The sequence below is a fragment of the Candidatus Ruthia endofausta genome (assembly GCF_013342985.1).
In the GTDB taxonomy this organism is placed as follows: Bacteria; Pseudomonadota; Gammaproteobacteria; order PS1; family Pseudothioglobaceae; genus Ruthia; species Ruthia endofausta.
On record NZ_CP054490.1, the window covers coordinates 609,255 to 626,177 of the forward strand.

Annotated in this window: 17 protein-coding genes and 1 pseudogene; 4 read left to right on the forward strand and 14 right to left on the reverse strand. The window is 36.0% G+C overall.

Annotation, left to right across the window (positions count from 1 at the left end; all coding sequences use genetic code 11):
- Positions 1–30: 30 nt before the first annotated feature.
- Complete coding sequence (gene msbA, locus HUE58_RS03315) at positions 31–1,752, forward strand: lipid A export permease/ATP-binding protein MsbA (protein ID WP_174605622.1); 1,722 nt, start codon at positions 31–33, stop codon at positions 1,750–1,752.
- A gap of 222 nt (positions 1,753–1,974) precedes the next feature.
- Here msbA and HUE58_RS03320 read toward each other — a convergent pair.
- The 10 genes and pseudogenes from HUE58_RS03320 to HUE58_RS03370 all read right to left on the reverse strand — a co-directional run.
- A pseudogene (locus HUE58_RS03320) lies at positions 1,975–2,513 on the reverse strand (glutamate synthase-related protein); the annotation flags it as partial.
- Between the two features lie 724 nt (positions 2,514–3,237).
- Entirely contained in the window at positions 3,238–3,435 is a 198-nt protein-coding gene (locus HUE58_RS03330; protein ID WP_174605623.1) for a multinuclear nonheme iron-dependent oxidase, read from the reverse strand.
- Positions 3,436–3,469: 34 nt separating this feature from the next.
- Positions 3,470–3,625 (reverse strand): multinuclear nonheme iron-dependent oxidase, encoded by a 156-nt coding sequence (locus HUE58_RS07340; RefSeq protein WP_422851484.1) that lies wholly within the window; start codon positions 3,623–3,625, stop codon positions 3,470–3,472.
- Positions 3,626–3,823: 198 nt separating this feature from the next.
- A complete protein-coding gene (locus HUE58_RS03340; RefSeq protein WP_174605624.1) occupies positions 3,824–3,991 on the reverse strand; it encodes a hypothetical protein in 168 nt (55 codons plus the stop codon).
- A gap of 322 nt (positions 3,992–4,313) precedes the next feature.
- Positions 4,314–4,541 carry a pyridoxal-dependent decarboxylase gene (locus HUE58_RS06855; protein WP_246260726.1) on the reverse strand — a complete coding sequence of 76 codons (228 nt, stop codon included), beginning with the start codon at positions 4,539–4,541 and terminating at the stop codon, positions 4,314–4,316.
- Between the two features lie 258 nt (positions 4,542–4,799).
- The gene (locus HUE58_RS03350; protein WP_174605625.1) at positions 4,800–5,864 is read right to left on the reverse strand and encodes an anthranilate phosphoribosyltransferase; all 1,065 of its coding nucleotides are present in this window, start codon (positions 5,862–5,864) and stop codon (positions 4,800–4,802) included.
- A 4-nt stretch (positions 5,865–5,868) separates the two neighbouring features.
- Complete coding sequence (locus tag HUE58_RS03355) at positions 5,869–6,165, reverse strand: Rieske (2Fe-2S) protein (RefSeq protein WP_174605626.1); 297 nt, start codon at positions 6,163–6,165, stop codon at positions 5,869–5,871.
- A gap of 5 nt (positions 6,166–6,170) precedes the next feature.
- A complete protein-coding gene (locus HUE58_RS03360; protein WP_174605627.1) occupies positions 6,171–6,779 on the reverse strand; it encodes a transglycosylase SLT domain-containing protein in 609 nt (202 codons plus the stop codon).
- Positions 6,776–7,090 carry a cold-shock protein gene (locus HUE58_RS03365; protein ID WP_174605628.1) on the reverse strand — a complete coding sequence of 105 codons (315 nt, stop codon included), beginning with the start codon at positions 7,088–7,090 and terminating at the stop codon, positions 6,776–6,778. Before HUE58_RS03365 ends, HUE58_RS03360 begins: the two co-directional genes overlap by 4 nt.
- 8 nt (positions 7,091–7,098) lie before the next feature.
- On the reverse strand, positions 7,099–7,599 hold the full coding sequence (locus HUE58_RS03370; RefSeq protein ID WP_174605629.1) for a class I SAM-dependent methyltransferase: 501 nt from the start codon (positions 7,597–7,599) through the stop codon (positions 7,099–7,101).
- Between the two features lie 15 nt (positions 7,600–7,614).
- On the opposite strand from HUE58_RS03370, the gene HUE58_RS03375 reads away from it, so the two are divergent.
- The 3 genes from HUE58_RS03375 to HUE58_RS03385 are packed head-to-tail and all read left to right on the forward strand — an operon-like array spanning position 7,615 to position 9,790.
- A complete protein-coding gene (locus HUE58_RS03375; RefSeq protein ID WP_174605630.1) occupies positions 7,615–8,097 on the forward strand; it encodes a redoxin domain-containing protein in 483 nt (160 codons plus the stop codon).
- Positions 8,094–8,753 carry a uracil-DNA glycosylase gene (gene ung, locus HUE58_RS03380; RefSeq protein WP_174605631.1) on the forward strand — a complete coding sequence of 220 codons (660 nt, stop codon included), beginning with the start codon at positions 8,094–8,096 and terminating at the stop codon, positions 8,751–8,753. Before HUE58_RS03375 ends, ung begins: the two co-directional genes overlap by 4 nt.
- A complete protein-coding gene (locus HUE58_RS03385) occupies positions 8,753–9,790 on the forward strand; it encodes a 4-phosphoerythronate dehydrogenase (RefSeq protein ID WP_174605632.1) in 1,038 nt (345 codons plus the stop codon). Before ung ends, HUE58_RS03385 begins: the two co-directional genes overlap by 1 nt.
- Here HUE58_RS03385 and HUE58_RS03390 read toward each other — a convergent pair.
- From HUE58_RS03390 to nirB, 4 genes are read right to left on the reverse strand one after another with little or no spacing between them, the layout of a single operon-like run.
- A complete protein-coding gene (locus tag HUE58_RS03390) occupies positions 9,787–11,244 on the reverse strand; it encodes a molybdopterin oxidoreductase family protein (RefSeq protein WP_174605633.1) in 1,458 nt (485 codons plus the stop codon). The genes HUE58_RS03385 and HUE58_RS03390 overlap by 4 nt on opposite strands.
- A gap of 9 nt (positions 11,245–11,253) precedes the next feature.
- Entirely contained in the window at positions 11,254–12,954 is a 1,701-nt protein-coding gene (locus HUE58_RS03395) for a bifunctional protein-serine/threonine kinase/phosphatase (protein WP_174605634.1), read from the reverse strand.
- Positions 12,955–12,956: 2 nt separating this feature from the next.
- The gene (locus HUE58_RS03400; RefSeq protein WP_174605635.1) at positions 12,957–14,423 is read right to left on the reverse strand and encodes an MFS transporter; all 1,467 of its coding nucleotides are present in this window, start codon (positions 14,421–14,423) and stop codon (positions 12,957–12,959) included.
- A gap of 15 nt (positions 14,424–14,438) precedes the next feature.
- Positions 14,439–16,814, reverse strand: coding sequence for a nitrite reductase large subunit NirB (gene nirB, locus HUE58_RS03405; protein WP_174605636.1), 2,376 nt, complete (start codon positions 16,812–16,814; stop codon positions 14,439–14,441).
- Between the last annotated feature and the right edge of the window lie 109 nt (positions 16,815–16,923).

Here is a 16,923-nt window from a genome sequence, read left to right on the forward strand (position 1 = left end):
TATGGGGCTGTTAAGATTAATTATTCACAAATGCAATACAAACAATTCATCTCTCATTTATTTATTTATTTAAAGCCACACGTTGGAAAACTTATCTTTACTTCAGTCATGATGATGTTGGCAACAGTGCTTGAGAGTTTGGTGCCAGAAATCACAGGCAGAATTGTTGATGAGTTGTTTGCAACTGAACGTGAATCAAAAACTGCGTTTATTTATGCTTTTGCTCTGTTTGGTATTGTTGTTCTTAGTTCACTATTTACACTTACTTCTACTGCGGTTAGTTCTTGGGTGTCAAACAAAATGATTATGGATTTACGTATCACCATGTTTGCTAAATTATTGAAATTATCTAAGTCGTATTTTGATCAACATCCTACGGGGAAAACGTTATCTAAACTCACTTTTGATGTTGAGCAAATTGCAGCCAGTGCCTCAACTATTTGGCTGGATTTTATTAAATCATCAATGACTGTTATTATCCTAATTGGCTATTTATTTTATAAAAACTGGCAATTGAGTTTAACTCTTTTAGTGCTTTTACCGCTGGTGTATTTAGCCGTTAAACTCTCCTCTAATCGCATGCGTCGTTCGAGTGTTAATGTACAAAAATCAATGGGTGATATGACGCATTTACTTAATGAAAATATTTCTGGTAACACCTTGGTTAAGATTTATCACGCCCAATCCCAAATAAGTGAAAAATTTAACAGTTTGATTAAAAATATCCGTCAACAACGTTTTAAAGTTGATATGACCAGTAGTTCTAATACCGCTTTTATTAATGTTTTAATTGGGTTATCTTTAAGTAGCGTGGTGTATCTTTCCTCTACTTCACTACAAATGAGTGCAGGTGAGTTTTTGTCTTTTTTCACTGCCATGGGTATGCTACTTAAACCTGCCAAAAGTTTGGTCAATATTAACAAACCTTTACAAAATGCAATGGCAGCAGGTGAAAGTGTGTTTGGGCTTATTAACGAAAAAGAAGAATCTAATGCTGGCACTAAGAAACTAAAAGAACCTAAAGGTGCCATTCAATTTAACGACGTATCATTTGCTTATAACAATAATACGACCGTGCTTAAACGTATCAATCTAGACATCAAACCAGGTGAAACAATTGCATTTGTTGGTGCAACAGGCAGTGGCAAAACCACTATTATTCAATTATTGATGCGCTTTTATTCGCCAAAACAAGGCTCTATCACTATTGATGGTGTCGATATTAACCAGTTTGAAATTGATTCATTGCGCTCAAATGTTGCCTTTGTTGATCAAAATGTGCAACTATTTAATGACTCTATTAGAGGTAATATTGCTTTGGGACAACTAGGCACCATGCCAGATAAACAAATCAAACACTCAGCAATTGCTGCCAATGCTGATGAATTTATTCAACAACTAGAACATGGGTTCGATACACAAATTGGAGAAAATGGCGTATCACTTTCAGGCGGCCAACGCCAACGACTTGCTATTGCAAGAGCAATTGCTAAAGACAGCCCTATTTTAATTTTAGACGAAGCCACCTCAGCATTAGACAGCACTACCGAAAAACAAGTGCAAAATGCAATCCATGAAATGCAAAAAGACAGAACCACTATTATTATTGCCCATCGACTAAGCACCATTCAAAAGGCCGACCGCATTATTGTACTGCGCCATAGTAGTATCATTGAACAAGGCACTCATCAAGAACTATTAGACCATCAAGGTGAATATGCTCAACTGTACAAGCATCAATTTGAGGATTAATGTTTAATAACAATCATTTTATGCTCAAACATATCATGCATAGTATGATTAATGCTGGAATTTGCCTTGCAATCCCGCTTTAATGGATTTTTGTCCTGTAATGGTTACCAATTAGTATCACACTAATTGAGCATAAGCAATAGCAGTAACTTAAGTTACTTGCATCTGAACCTAACGTTGAAACACACACCAGCTTTGCCGGTTAAGCGCCCATAAGTTGCTGCCACGAATTTCAGCAATTTTCTTGGTTACTTTTTCCTTTGGTAAAATACCGCTCTTACCTGCTTTGGTACCTTGACTCATCTTAATTTCAAACATTTTCACTTGGTTATACGCAGCCCAATCTTAAGCAATTTTTCATCGCTTAATTTGCCCATTTCATCACGCACGCCATATTTAGCCGTGCCAATTTGAAAAACAATATCTGTACCACCTTCGTCTGTGCTGTGCCAACAATTTGCCATTCTTGCACCATTTGACAATGCCAATACCACAGGCCTTGAAATGGCATCAAAACTCATACCTGATATATTAAAAACTGATTTTGCCCGATAAGGTTGTTTACAAAAATTCCTTCCAATAGTAATAGAGCGTGTCTGTGTCTCTATAGCCATCTTCATCTAAAGTAGGAAAAGGACAATTAGCAAAAAGTACCGTACCAAATAGGATTGAGATTTTTAGTTGAGTCAAATGCAACTGTAGCATTGTTGTTATTTCCTGCTCTATGCGCCCAATCTCTCTGCACGGTTAAAGGGCATTTTCATTTTCATTGATAGCTCCTTTTTATTAACAATATTTCTTACAAATTAAATGGTCCAATGACAACTTTTCCTGCCCATAAACAAGCGTTAATAGCAACATAGTACCCTAAAGCTTATGATCATAAAATCCACCTTCCCACAAAACAGGATAGGACAGCCACTGCAATAATATTAAATAAAAACAACATGAGTGCTGTTAAACGTGTTGCCAATTCAAGCAGTAAAAATATAGGTAAAACAGGCTCTGCTGCTGTACCTAAATAGACTACTGACTCCCAAAGAATAAAGGGTGCGTTGTATCTGATTCAAATAGATATAAGGTTAAATCCCAAGCATTAAGTTTAATCTAGCCAGCACGAAAAAAAGCATCTGCAACATGGAGACGCACAAATAATTTAAGAGAATCGTTGCTAAATATATAGATTTTGTTAAAAACTGTATTACGTAAATAAAGTAATTTTTTCCATTTTCTCCCCCTGGTGTTAAGAAATCTAACTGACTTATTTTACTAACCACGATTTCTAATTTTCTCTTGGCTATTAGAATATACTGCGCTTGCTTATTAATAACATCATTAGAGAAAGTGGTTTGGATGACTTTAAGCATTGAGTGTCTTTTGCGCTCCACCCAATAAAACTGATAAAGCTAATAAAGCTAATAAAGCTGGAATGTTATTATCCCACTCAATTAGAGTAGGTTTTTGACCAAACTTTTGAATAGTTTTTTAGTACAAATTCCACACCTGCTCACTTACTTTAGAGCCGTGGTCATCAATATAGACATCGCCTTTCTCATAAGTGTTTATCGCATACCCTGCTAGATGAATCTCAGCCACATCCTCACTATTAACAGCATTTAAGCAATCAAATACATCATAAGCAAAATTTTGACAACTGACATAAATATTATTAATATCAAGCAATGACCCGTAACCTGTTAAGCTGGACGATTGACCATTAATATCCCCCCCAATTCAAATGCTCGGAAAACAGTTTTGGCTTATATCTATTAATAGCGCGCTTTAGCTGGTTTAAATGATTCTGATTCAACTTATCGAACGAGCCTAAAAACAATCCAACGCCGTACAAACTTAATGGATAATGTTGCGCTATTTCCTCTACTTGATAAGTATGCTTACCTTGAGAGAAGAAATTTTCAGCATGTACTTCTAATCTGGCTTTTCATCAACAAATTGTACCAAATTCTGATGTCTTAATCCTATGCCAACACTATTGGATGTTATTATCAAAACTTCCGTCAAGGTTTTTTGACCCTACCAGTACTTTAGTGACACTTAAACCTTTATCAATTCAACCATTATTAATACCGCCACTCAATTCAAGAATATGTTGATAATCTATTTTGGTATCTAAAAACCTACCAATAATCTTGGTACGATTGGAGTGAGCGCAAACCAAAATAAATGGCGTACCTTTGGTCTTAACAATGTTAGATAAATTGCTTAGCCACTTTTGCATGTTGTAATTACCTCTGTTGTCAAAAAATGTTAACTTAAGTGTAGCAGGAATAATGCCATATTTATCGACTTCATCTTGTCTTCAAACATTAATAATTACAACACCTTCAGCTATTTTTTCTTCTACTTTCTTAGTTGAAAGTGTTGTAGAATCAGCAAAATCTTCTATTAGCAATTAGATTTTTTAAGTGAGCTTGAACAAGAACAAACTCATCAACAGCTCAGTGCCTAAAACAAATCAAACCACCTTGTTGTTTGATTTGTTTATCAAGTAATATTGTGTTTATTGAACCATCTTTAAAAGTAGCTATCTTAATTAAATGTTAGATGCCAATGCCCAATATATTAGCCGCCTTGTCTAACGGACAATGCACATTTACATTGACAAAGGCAAATAAAGGTTTCTTGATTAAATAGCCCTTACTTTTTACCTCTTTCAATGCCTGGTTACGCGCAACCATTATGGCAATCATATTGGCATTACTCGACCTTCTTGTCATTTGACCTTTGCCGTTTTTAAAGCCTACTATATCAAGTATTTGCTCAATCATATATTTTTTCCATTAACGTCGCAACAGGTTCAGATTCAAAAGTGCAACGTGAAGTATTTGCTCAGTGCAGTCACAATTTCATCCACAATGGAGGGTTGATTGGCGCCCGACCACATACGATTGGCAAAATTAGGATGGCTAGTATTAGGAGAATATTCTAAAATAGAAAAGATATATAAGGGGCCTTGCTGCACTATTAAATTTATACGGCAATGAATCTAGAAAAACATACGATACTCATAAGAATTAACAACAACATTATAAACGATTCAATGCTTTACCAGAATCTAAGGCTACTCTTGTTATGTCGGCAGCTTCAACTAATGAAGTGGCTTTTTTAGTGTGCCAAAGAATCAAACTAGAAGCTAAAACCAAACCATCATAAAACAGCCCTTTTTCACCCGATAAGGCAGATTTTCCTAATTTAACTGTGTAATCTGCCAAGGCTTTAATGTCACTATGTACATCTAGTTCGCTAGGAAATGAAATAGTGCGTATGTCTTGATTAATGCCCAACGACTTAGGGTCAATATCTACTCTCTCTTGCTCAACCAAGCCTTGATAAGAAATCATTAAACCTTTTTGTCGAAGTGAGGGAATTACACCACCCTCAACGCCACGAACTAACAACGATGTATCCATACCCGAAACAGTTACCAAGTGTGCATAAATAGGGGGATAAGGCTTATGCACATAACCCAAAATAGAATGCGTTTTTTTGCCACGCAATACTCCAATTAAAGTTTCTACTGTGTTAATCACACTGCGTTTAATGATTTGATTACGCAAAGGCACAAGGTTGTGTAAGCCTTGGCAGTAGTTTGCTTGATCAATATATGACCAACCAATATTGTCATCTTCAAGCCGAACTTTTGCTTGTGCAGTTGAACGGTCAACCTCTAAACCCAGAGCCTCATTAATATGTCGATGAGTGAGTCCATATTTTGGTGATACACTGTCCAAGCCATGAATAACAGTAGGCAAACCAAGCTCAGCCAACAATGGCGGTAAAAATGATGAAATTGGAACAGAGCGATTATAACCACTGTAAGGATCGCCTAAATCTACTAAATCATCAACCATAACTTGCTGTTGATCAGACTCGCTAAGAATGGCAGCAAGAATGCCCTCATTCTCTTCACGTGTTTCGTGCTTCATACGAAGTGCAATTAAAAATATAGCTGATTGCACCTCATTAACCTCGCCACGCAATATACCTTGCATGCCTGCTTTAGCTTCTTCAAAATCAATATTTTTACTCAAATCAGGGCCTGTTGCTATGCGTTGAATAATTGAGTGCATGAGTGTTCTAGATGTTTCCATAATTTTAAATATTAATATAAATTCTATTATTTTCTTGCTTGATAGGGTAAACGCATAAATTATCAACATCTATTTGTGCGCTATCCCCTGTGGTCAAATCAAAGCTAAATCCATGTAGTGAACATTTAATTCGATTGCCTTTTAAACAGCCTAACGTCAATTTAATATCTTCATGTGGACAACGGTTATCTGCACAATACAACTCACCTTGACTAAGTGTAATCAATAAATCCCTGTTCTCTACAATAACTTCAACCATTGTGCCTTCTTTTAACGCTTGGTCTAGAACTTTTACCCACATAAAATCTAAAAGAGTCTCCAAACATTATTATCATCCAATTGAGAGGCGCATTGTTTAAGTTGGTGTTTATAACGCTGTGCATTGTCATCAACACCACGCGCTATTTTTAGCAGCCATGGCTTAGCAGAATAAGTTTGTTTATTAAAACCAGCGTGTCCTTCATGATAAGCAAGGTACTGATTGTGAGTATCTGATTTATCAATACCAGAACGCTTACTGGACTGATTAATGTACCAGCCAATAAAGTCTATAGCATCGTCAAAATCATCACGATTGGCATTTTGATTGCTCGTTTTTAGCTGATACCATTCCCAAGTTGTGTCTTTAACTTGTGCAAAACCATAGGCACTACTTGATCTAAGCCATGGCACGACGCCAAACAACTTATTTCTTGGTGGTCTTGCATCTGATGCAAAGTGCGATTCTTGATACATAATAGCCAACTGTACATGCATAGGTGAACCATACTTTTTCTCGCTAGCTTTAACCGCTTGATACCAACTCACCTGTTCATCCATTAGATGGCAAATATTGCTCACTTGCACGGCAGGTGTTGAAAAACACCCGCTAAGTGTTAATGAAATTAACGCAATGAGTAAGTATTTTTTTATCATACAAATATTTTATAAATAACAATCGCTTGAATGACAAACAAAATGACAAACATACTTTTAACAGCATTATTTGATAACGACCCAGACTCAGAATTAGGCACCTTAGCATCTTTTTCTAGATTAACATCCATTGCCACCCAACCCTTCTCAGAGTTTTGTACGCTAAACACAACGCGTGTATTAACTTTTAGACGAGATTTATTAAAAATATTTTTTTGATGAATGAAATATTTTTCACCATCATCACCCGTAATAAAACCATATCCTTTAGTGCCAAATTGCGCCACCATTCCTTTTATTTTCTTTGCCATTTTTTCTCTTATTTTTTACGCAAACAATACGTTGCTTTTTCAAAAAAATCAACATTTACACGTTGAAACTTGGGCTCATTTTTAATGTCATTAAAACATTGTAACTGCTGACATTCAAACCCTTTAAAAAGTAAAACTACCTCCGCCTTATTAACCGCATAAGGCGGTCCACTCATTTGTGATTGAGGATAATTTAAGGTTAATAATAGCATCCTGCAATCAGCAGGTATTATAGCGTATAAGTGAGATGCATATTTCGCTCTTAAAGCCAAAGGTAGTGCGATTAAAGACGCTCTATCATACACAGCACTAACATGATTCAAAATACTGGTATCAAAATCAAAATAATCATCACAATAAATATCAACGCTTTTTCCACATAATGGCACAAATACACAAGCATTAGTACTTAGTTTTAAACAAGCAATAAATTCAATTAGTCTTGAGTTAGGTTGATTTTTATGCCAGCCTATTTTCCATTCGTGCCAGCACGTTATCCAATCAGTCATATATAATAATAATCCATGATAAAAAGAAAAACAATTTTACAATGGCTACTGGTTATTATTGCTATTTTTAGTTTTCGTGCTTATCAGCAACATAACTTGAGTAGTGGCATTGTACCAAGCTTTAATAGCAAGACTTTAAGCGGAGCGATTGTTTCATCACACTCAAGTGAGCCAACTTTAATACACTTTTGGGCGACTTGGTGTGGCATTTGCCAACTCGAAAATGACAATATTCAGAATATAAGCCGTGATTATAGAGTGCTTAATATTGCCATGCAATCTGGCTCTGATACTGATTTGCAAGCATACGCACAAAAGCATGATATGAAAACAGACATTATCATTAATGATAATTCTGGCTCTTTAGCAAGGCTACTTGGCGTTAAAGCTACGCCAACAAGTTTTTTCATCTCAAAAGATAGTCAAATTAAATTTAGCGAGGTGGGTTATGTGAGTACACTGGGTTATCGCTTAAGATTATGGTGGATAAGTTTATGAACATACAAAACTGGCATTCAAGCATCAAAACATTACTTGAAACACATTCAATGATTGATCTAAAACAATTTTTACAACAACAAAAACAAGCCAAAATAGTTATTTTTCCCCATTCTAAAAACTGGTTTAAAGCGTTTAAGTTAACTGCGTTTGATAAAGTTAAGGTTATTATTCTTGGACAAGACCCTTATCACGGATTAGGGCAAGCTCATGGTTTGAGTTTTTCAGTCGCCCAAGGCGTAAAAAAACCACCATCGCTTGGCAATATCTTTAAAGAGTTACATCATGATTTAAATATTGAGCCCAGCCAAAGTGGTGATTTAACACACTGGGCAACACAAGGTGTTTTACTACTTAATAGTGTTTTAACTGTCGAAGCTCATCAAGCAGCTTCCCATGCTAATCAAGGTTGGGAGGTATTTACTGATGGTATTATTAGAACTTTAAGCGAAGAAAGGCAACATTTAGTGTTCATGCTTTGGGGTGCTTATGCACAAAAGAAAACGGTACTTATTGATAAGGATAAACACTTAATTCTTACTACCACGCATCCTTCTCCTTTATCAGCACATCGTGGTTTTTTAGGGTGTCGGCATTTTTCAAAAGCCAATGATTATCTTAAAATACACAATCAACAAGCAATTAATTGGTCATAATGAAATTAGTTATTGACAATACTTGCTATGCCTATAAGGAAATTTTTGACTGTTTTGGTGAAATTACTGCCATTGCTGGTAGAGATATTAACGCCAGCTCGGTTAAAGATGCAGATGTATTAATTGTACGTTCGCGCACCCAAGTTAATCAGGCGTTATTGAGCGGTAGTCAGGTGAAGTTTGTCGGTTCAACAGTTGTTGGGCTGGATCATGTTGATCAAGACTATTTAAAGGCCAAGGGTACTCAATTTTTCTCAGCCCAAGGTTGCAACTCAATGGCAGTAGCTGAGTTTGTGATAAGCACCATTGTTAATTTAGCAAATGAGTTGAATTTTAACTATCAAAAGAAAACTTTGGGTATTATTGGTGTCGGTAATGTGGGCACAAGATTGGCAGAAAAATCCAAGTTGATGGGCATTAAAACCTTGCTGAATGATCCACCACGCCAAATGCATGAAAGTCTAGACAACTTTGTTGATTTAAATACAGCATTAAGCGCTGATATTGTCACTTTCCATACACCATTGACCGTTGATGGTAAGCATCCATCCTATCAACTACTTAATGAAAATAATTTTCATCACATCACAAATAAAACTATTCTTTTTAATGCAGCACGTGGCGGTGTGATAAAAGAAGCAATATGGCAAAAGCATAAAACACTTGCTAATATTATTGACTGTTGGGAAGACGAACCTAACATCAACCCAAGTTTACAAAATACTGCCTATTTAGCCACGCCACACATCGCCGGACACTCAGTTGATGCAAAATTTATGGGTAGTTTTATAGTATATAAAGCATTATGTGCTTTCTTAGGTGAGAAAGAAGATAAAAATATCAGAAATTTAATTAATTCTGGTGAATTATCCATAGATGGGGGTAATTTAAAAGACACTTTAAATGAAATTTATGATTTTCAACAAGATGCAAACGCCATTAAAGATATCAACAACTTTGAAGACTATCGTAGAAACTACCCCATTCGTTATGAATGGCATCATTTTAAAAGCAAAACTGCCCTTCCGATTGCTTAACCTTTAAAACAAGGTTGTTTAGAATATTTATCCAGTTCAACGGTTTTGTTTTTAAACAACTCAGAATTGCTTACATGATGCATAGAAATAACTTCATTAGAAGCCTTTGTCATTTTATTAAGAGTTTTGCTTTTTCCTGTCCGTGACATTGAGTGCCACTGTGTCAAAAGTCTAACATTGTTAACTGGATCATTATCGGTACGGTGAGTAACTTTAATATCTACCAACTTTTCTTTAACTTGAATTCTAGGCTGCCAAGATTCATCAATATCCATTTGTTGCCAAATATCATCTGCTGATTGATAATCAAATCCATCAAGTCTTAATTCTTTAGCAAGTAAGCAAATAATTTCCCAATCAGGTTTCGAATCGCCAGCAGGTGGTAAAAAGGCATTTTGTTTTAAATATCTACGTTCTGAGTTTCTTATGTGCCCTATTTTTTCTGACCAACTGCATGCTGGCAAAACGATGTCTGCATCATCAGTAGTTAGGGTTCTTGTAAAATCAGACACAATTAATGTCTCAAATTGTCGATAGTTAATCATACTATGTGCAGGATTTGTTGCCATTACCCATAAGGTTTTAATTTGATTACTGGAGAAAAATTCAGTAGCAGTTAAATCATTGGTTCGTATGCCAATTTCACGACCACCCATGGCGTTACATTGTCCTGTTAAAGACAACACGCCACAACCAGGTTTGTTGATATTACCAGTGATAATATGTGCATTAATCAAAGCATTGACCTTGTCAGTTGCATCGGTTGATTGGGTTAATCCTTGTGAGTAAACACTGAGTACTTTTTTGTCTTTAAACCAAGACTGGTGTGGTAGGTTATTAATAATACCCATGTCTTTGCCAGGTTCAACTTGAATAAATAAATCAGATCTTTTAGCTGTGGTACTTTCATAGACATCAACACAAACCACAAAAGCCTTGGATTTTTTAATATGGTTAAACACAATAGGGTGACAATCCGCAGTATTACTGCCAATAATAAAAATAGTTTGTGCTTGATAAATATCATCAAATGACACAGGTACAATATCAGCACCATAGGCTCTTTTATTGGCTTCAACAGTAGAGTACATGCACAACCTTGAATTACTTTCAATATTGTCAATGCCGTAAGCTTCTGAAAATTGTTTAGCAACATAAAAATCTTCCATTAACATTTGTCCGGACAAGTACAAAGCTATTTGATGTTTTGGTGTTGATCTAAACGCTTTGGCCATGGCTTTAATGGTCTTGTCCCAACTGCCTAATGATGGATTAATTAATCTCGCATTATCTGTGCCTACTGTTTCTAATAAAGTCTGCCCTTTAATACAAAGCATGCCTTGATTAACAGGAGAGTCTTTGTCTCCTGTTAATTTTAATACAGATCCCGTTCGGGTAATTTCAATGCCGCATCCCACACCACAGTAAGGACAAGTTGTCTTAAAATTCATCATTCTTTTCTTTTACTTAATAGCCAATATTAACAATAAAATAAAATTTAACGCAAGCAACAGTGTATTTAATGGTCGGTATTTTGTTAACTTTGATTTTGATTGTTTGTTCTTTTGAGGTAATAAAAATACTGAATTTGGATGTTCCAAATCATATAAAAATTCTGATAAAGCCTCATACCTTTGCGTATAATCCAGGCAACACGCTTTGCGTATAGCACCATCAATCCACACAGGCAAATTTGAATTGTATGTCAACACTGGCTCATAAATTAAATTAGATAGTTTCTTAATATTCAGACTCTTATCTAATTTATTTTGATAAGGCAGATGAGATGAAAACATCTCATACACAATCACACCTAAACTAAATTGATCAGAGGCTTGTGAAACACTTTCATTTAAAATTACCTCTGGTGCAGTATAACCTTGCGTGCCCTGATTACCTATGAAATTAATAGGGTTAACCAATTCTGCCACACCTGCAATTCTAGCTGAGCCAAAATCAATAATCTTAATTTGACCAATTTCATCAATCATAATATTTTCTGGCTTTAAATCACAATGCAACATTTCTTGACGGTGAAATGCTCGAAGCCCTTGAATAATTTGCTTCACAAAATTAACCACCATTTCAATATCAGAATGCTTATTTTCATCCATCCACGCTCGCAAAGTTTGTCCTTTAACATACACCATGGCATAAGCCAAAAAGTTAGCCTTTTTATGACTGTTATAAATTTTAACGACATTCGAGCTGTGCACTCGTTGCCCTACCCACTTTTCATACATAAAATGTTGTAAGTATTCTGGATCATCTTCAAAATTAACAGAAGGGGTTTTAAGGGCAACTAACTGCTCAGTATTAATGTCTTTAGCTAGATAAAGTTGCATTTTTGCACTTGAAATAATTAAAGATTCTATCTCAAAGCCATTGATTTTCATTCCCTTGGTTAACTCAGGTGGTACAGGTTTTTGGGTTAATTCATCAAATACTTCACTTAAATTTTTTTCTGGCAGTTGCTCAATCGTTATGATCATAGCCGAGGCATTATCTTGAGAGTCTTGCTTAATTGCTCGCTCAACAATCTTATCAGCAGACGAGGATTTGTTCATTAATGTTGCTAGCAATGCATCTTGTAAATAATCATGCACACCATCAGTTGTCATTAAAAATTGATCACACAGTTCAAGATCAAAAGTTTGGTAGTCAACATTAATGCTTAGATCAAAACCCATCGCCCTTGATAGATAGGTTTTTTTCTTGTTAAAGCTTAAAATATGGTCTTTAGTCAGTTGTGTTAACACTCCTTTTCTATAACGATAGATTCGTGAATCTCCTACATGAAAAATATGTGCTATATTTGATTTAATAATAACTACACTAAGTGTAGATAACATGGATGAAATTTCACCAAAACGCATTGATTGAGAATATAGCCAATTATTAAGTGCTGAAATGACTTGACCAGCTGAATGCTCAACACTCCAAGATTCAGGGGTTGAATAATAATCACTTAAAAAACCCTTAACACAACAGCCGCTTGCTTCTTTTGCTCGCTCGCAAGCACTCACACCATCGGCAATAACGCCTACAATCCCTTTATATTCTAGTACTTGAGGATTGGGTACATAATAGGCGCAGGCATCTTGATTTTCCTCCTTAACACCTCTCATGCAATGTGAATTAACAATAACTTTTAATTGTTTCATAACTAATTTAGCTTGATTATTTCAACCGTGCCATCGTCTAAAATCTCAGTCATATGTCCTTTCGGCTCTTCTAAAAAGAGAACAATCAGTACTAATACTACCGCACTAACCATTCCAATTAGTATAAAAAACTCATCATAATCTACCAAAGAATTTACAGTTAAGAATAATACTGCACCCACATTGCCAAATGCACCTGCCATGCCTGCAATCTGACCTGTTAGCCTTCTTTGAATCAGTGGCACCATGGCAAATATTGCACCTGAGCCTGCTTTGGAAAAAATACCACCAACAATTGTCAACACTACCACTAAATAGATAGACCAACTTTGATCCACGTTGCCTAACGCTAAAAAACTTAAAGTAATGCCAGAGAAAAGGACAACTAATGTTATCTTTCGGCCGTATTTATCACTCAAATAACCACCACCTGGCCTGGCAAATAAATTAATAAATGGATACACACCTGCCAATAAGGCCGCTGTAATTTTGGGCAACTCAAACCAATCAACATAAAACATAGCCAAAACTGAAACCACAGCCAATTCAGTACCAAAAGTAACCAAATAAGCCCAATCCAAAATCGCCACCTGTTTAAATTTATATTGATGTTGCTTAAGCACAGAATTCTTTAAATACTGTACATTAACAGTCCAAGTTTTAAACATTTGAAAAACAAACATCAATACCAAAACAATATACACGCTAAATTCCACATTTGATGAAATCATATTCATTTTTTTAGGTGATAATTTCCAAGTGAGTAGCGACAAAGCAAGGTATAAGGGTATGTTCATTAAAATATACAACACCAAATCCGAATAGCTACTCACTTCCATTATGCCCATTTTTTTAGGCTTAAAATAAGTTGATCCTTTGGGCGTATTGGCAACATTAAAGTAATAAAAAATCCCATAACCTATTGCCAACACACTAGCAATGGTAATCGCATAACGCCAACCATCAATTTCGCCAAAACTACTTGCGATAAAAGGTAATGACAGGGCTGCACCCGCCGAACCAAAATTACCCCAACCGCCATAAATACCTTGTGTGGTACCCATTTGTTTTGCTGGAAACCACTCAGAAATCATACGAATACCGACCACAAATCCAGCGCCAATAAAACCTGACAAGAATCTAAGCAGAGCAAGTTGTTCGTAAGACTGCATCCAACTAAATGCAATTGAAATAAGCCCGCCTAAAACTAAAATAGAGGAGAACATAATTTTAGGCCCAAATTTATCAACCAGCATACCAACCACAATTCTTGCTGGAATAGTCATTGTAACATTAAGAATCAACAGCACTTTTGCCTGTTGATCGCTCAATGATAAAGCTTGTTGTATGAATGGCATCATTGGCCCGAGGCTAAGCCATACAACAAAGGTCATAAAAAAAGCAAACCAAGTTAAATGTAAAATGCGATACTTACCCTTAAATGAAAATAGATTGAATTTATCTTTCATCATTAACTCCTTATATTATGCTGAACGCCTATGGTCTGTTGTTTCCCATGGATTTTTAATGGTTCTGGGTAGCAAATCTGCGTAATGTTTGATCATTGAAGGCGTCTCTAGTTTGGATTGAATATAGTCTAGACCCACGCGCTCTTCAAAATGCATCACGCGTTCAAGATAATTAGCCTCAATACGATATAATTGCACAAAAGCCTTAAGATACTCAATCACCTCTTCTTCAGTTTCAAAAAATCTGTCTTTCAAACAGGCCTTAGTTCGAATCCCGCAAGCACCTGCCACATGAATTTCATAACCTTTTTCAGTACAAATCACACCAAAATCTTTAATCGTAACTTCGGCACAATTACGGGGGCAACCACTCACCCCCATTTTAAATTTGTGTGGCATAAAGTGTGACCAGACAGCATCTTCCATTTTAATAGAAAGCCCCATAGAATTTTGCGTACCCATCATACAATGATTTATGCCAACACAAGATTTACATGTTCTAGTGGCTTTACCATAAGCATAACCAGCTTCCATGCCTGCCTCGGTCATCTCATCCCACATATCGTTTAAATCTTCCTTGGGAATACCTAATAAATCAATGCGCTGCCCGCCAGTTACTTTAATCGTGGGAACATCATATTTAACAGCAATATCAGCCAACGCCTTAAGTTCTTTAGGTGTTGTCAATCCACCTTGTATTTGTGGCACAATAGAATAAGTGCCATCTCTTTGCTTATTGGCATGCATTTTTTCATTATGCGGTCGTTCATCATCATTATGGAGATACGCTTCATTAAACTGTGAAGATAAATAGTAATTAATGGCAGCACCACAAGCCTCGCAAGTGTTGTCAAAATCAAGTGCACTTCGAATGTCATTAACACTAACAACTTTATCTAATATTCTAATATAGTGACGCACTTCTTCTGTTGAGTGTTTTGTACAATCACACAAGGCATCTTTACTTAATATTTCAGAACCAGTAATAAAGCTAAATACTTCTTTAGCTACTGAAGTACAACCACCACAACCTGTCGCACAATTTGTTTCTTCTTGTAATACCTCAAAAGTATCACAACCACCTACCACTGCACTTACAATGTCGCCTTTAGTAACACCCATGCAACCACATACTTGTTCATCCTCGGCCATCTTCTCAACACCTTTGGCGCCTGTGCTTGAGTCGTCAATATTAATATCACCAAATAGTAAAGTTTTGCGAATGCTGCTAATGTCTGTTGCTTTTTTGATTAAGTCAAAATAAAACAACCCATCTGTTGAATCGCCAAATAAAACTGCACCAACCAATTTGTTATCTCTAATAGACAATCTTTTACGAGTGTTAAGTGCATGGTCCTTTGAACACATGACCTCATCTTCAGGATTATCAAACTCCCCTGCTGAGAAGACATCCACACCTGAAATTTTCAGCTTGGTAGAAATATCTGAGCCTGTGTACATACGATGAGACACCTCACATATCTGCTCAGCACACACGAGCGCCTGTTCAAACAGTGGTGCCACCAAACCATACGATATGCCTCGGTGCTTAATACACTCACCCACTGAGTAAATAGCGGGGTCGGAAGTCATCATTGTATCATCCACAATAATACCTCTGTCTGTCTGTAACCCTGCAGCTTTGGCTAAAGAATCTTCAGGAATAATGCCTACCGACATAACAACCATATCAACATCCATTGCCGTTCCATCCTCAAATTCTAAGGCTTTAACTGTATTTATTCCAATAATTTTATTGGTTATCGTACCTAGCTTGAATTTAATATTTTTCTGTTCTAATACTTTTTGCAACAAGCCACCAGATGAAGCATCCAGTTGCATATTCATAATAGAATCCATGTTACCAATCACAGTGACATCAAACTTTAACTCATTGAGCCCATTAGCAGCTTCAAGCCCTAATAAACCCGTGCCAATTACTGCTACTTTTTTAGCTTGAGCAACTTTTGATTGCATATACTCAACATCATAAATATCTCTAAACGACACCACACCTTCTAACGTTTTACCTGGCAATGGCAAAATAAAAGGCCTTGATCCTGTGCAAATCACCAATCGATCGTATACTACTGAATATGATCCTCTCTCATTGGTTAATAAAATACTTTTATTTAATCTATTAATAGATGACACCAAGCAACCTGGCTTAAAGGTAATGTTATTTTGAGAAAAATAAGACTCATCATGCGTCTTTATATCTTCAAAATCTTTCTCCCCTGCTAAAACAGGTGAGAGCATAATTCTGTTATATGGTAATACCTTTTCCTCACCAATAATGGTGATTTGATACATCAGTGGATCAATTTTTAACACCTCATCAACCACCTTCATGGCACTCATTCCCGACCCAACTATGACTAAATTTTTCATGCTATTTTCCTGCCTTGTTTTAATGTTTTATACTTTTTATAAAGCAAAAAAGTCGATTGTCATATTTATATAGATAGACAGAAAAATACAATAATCAGCTTCAATACCC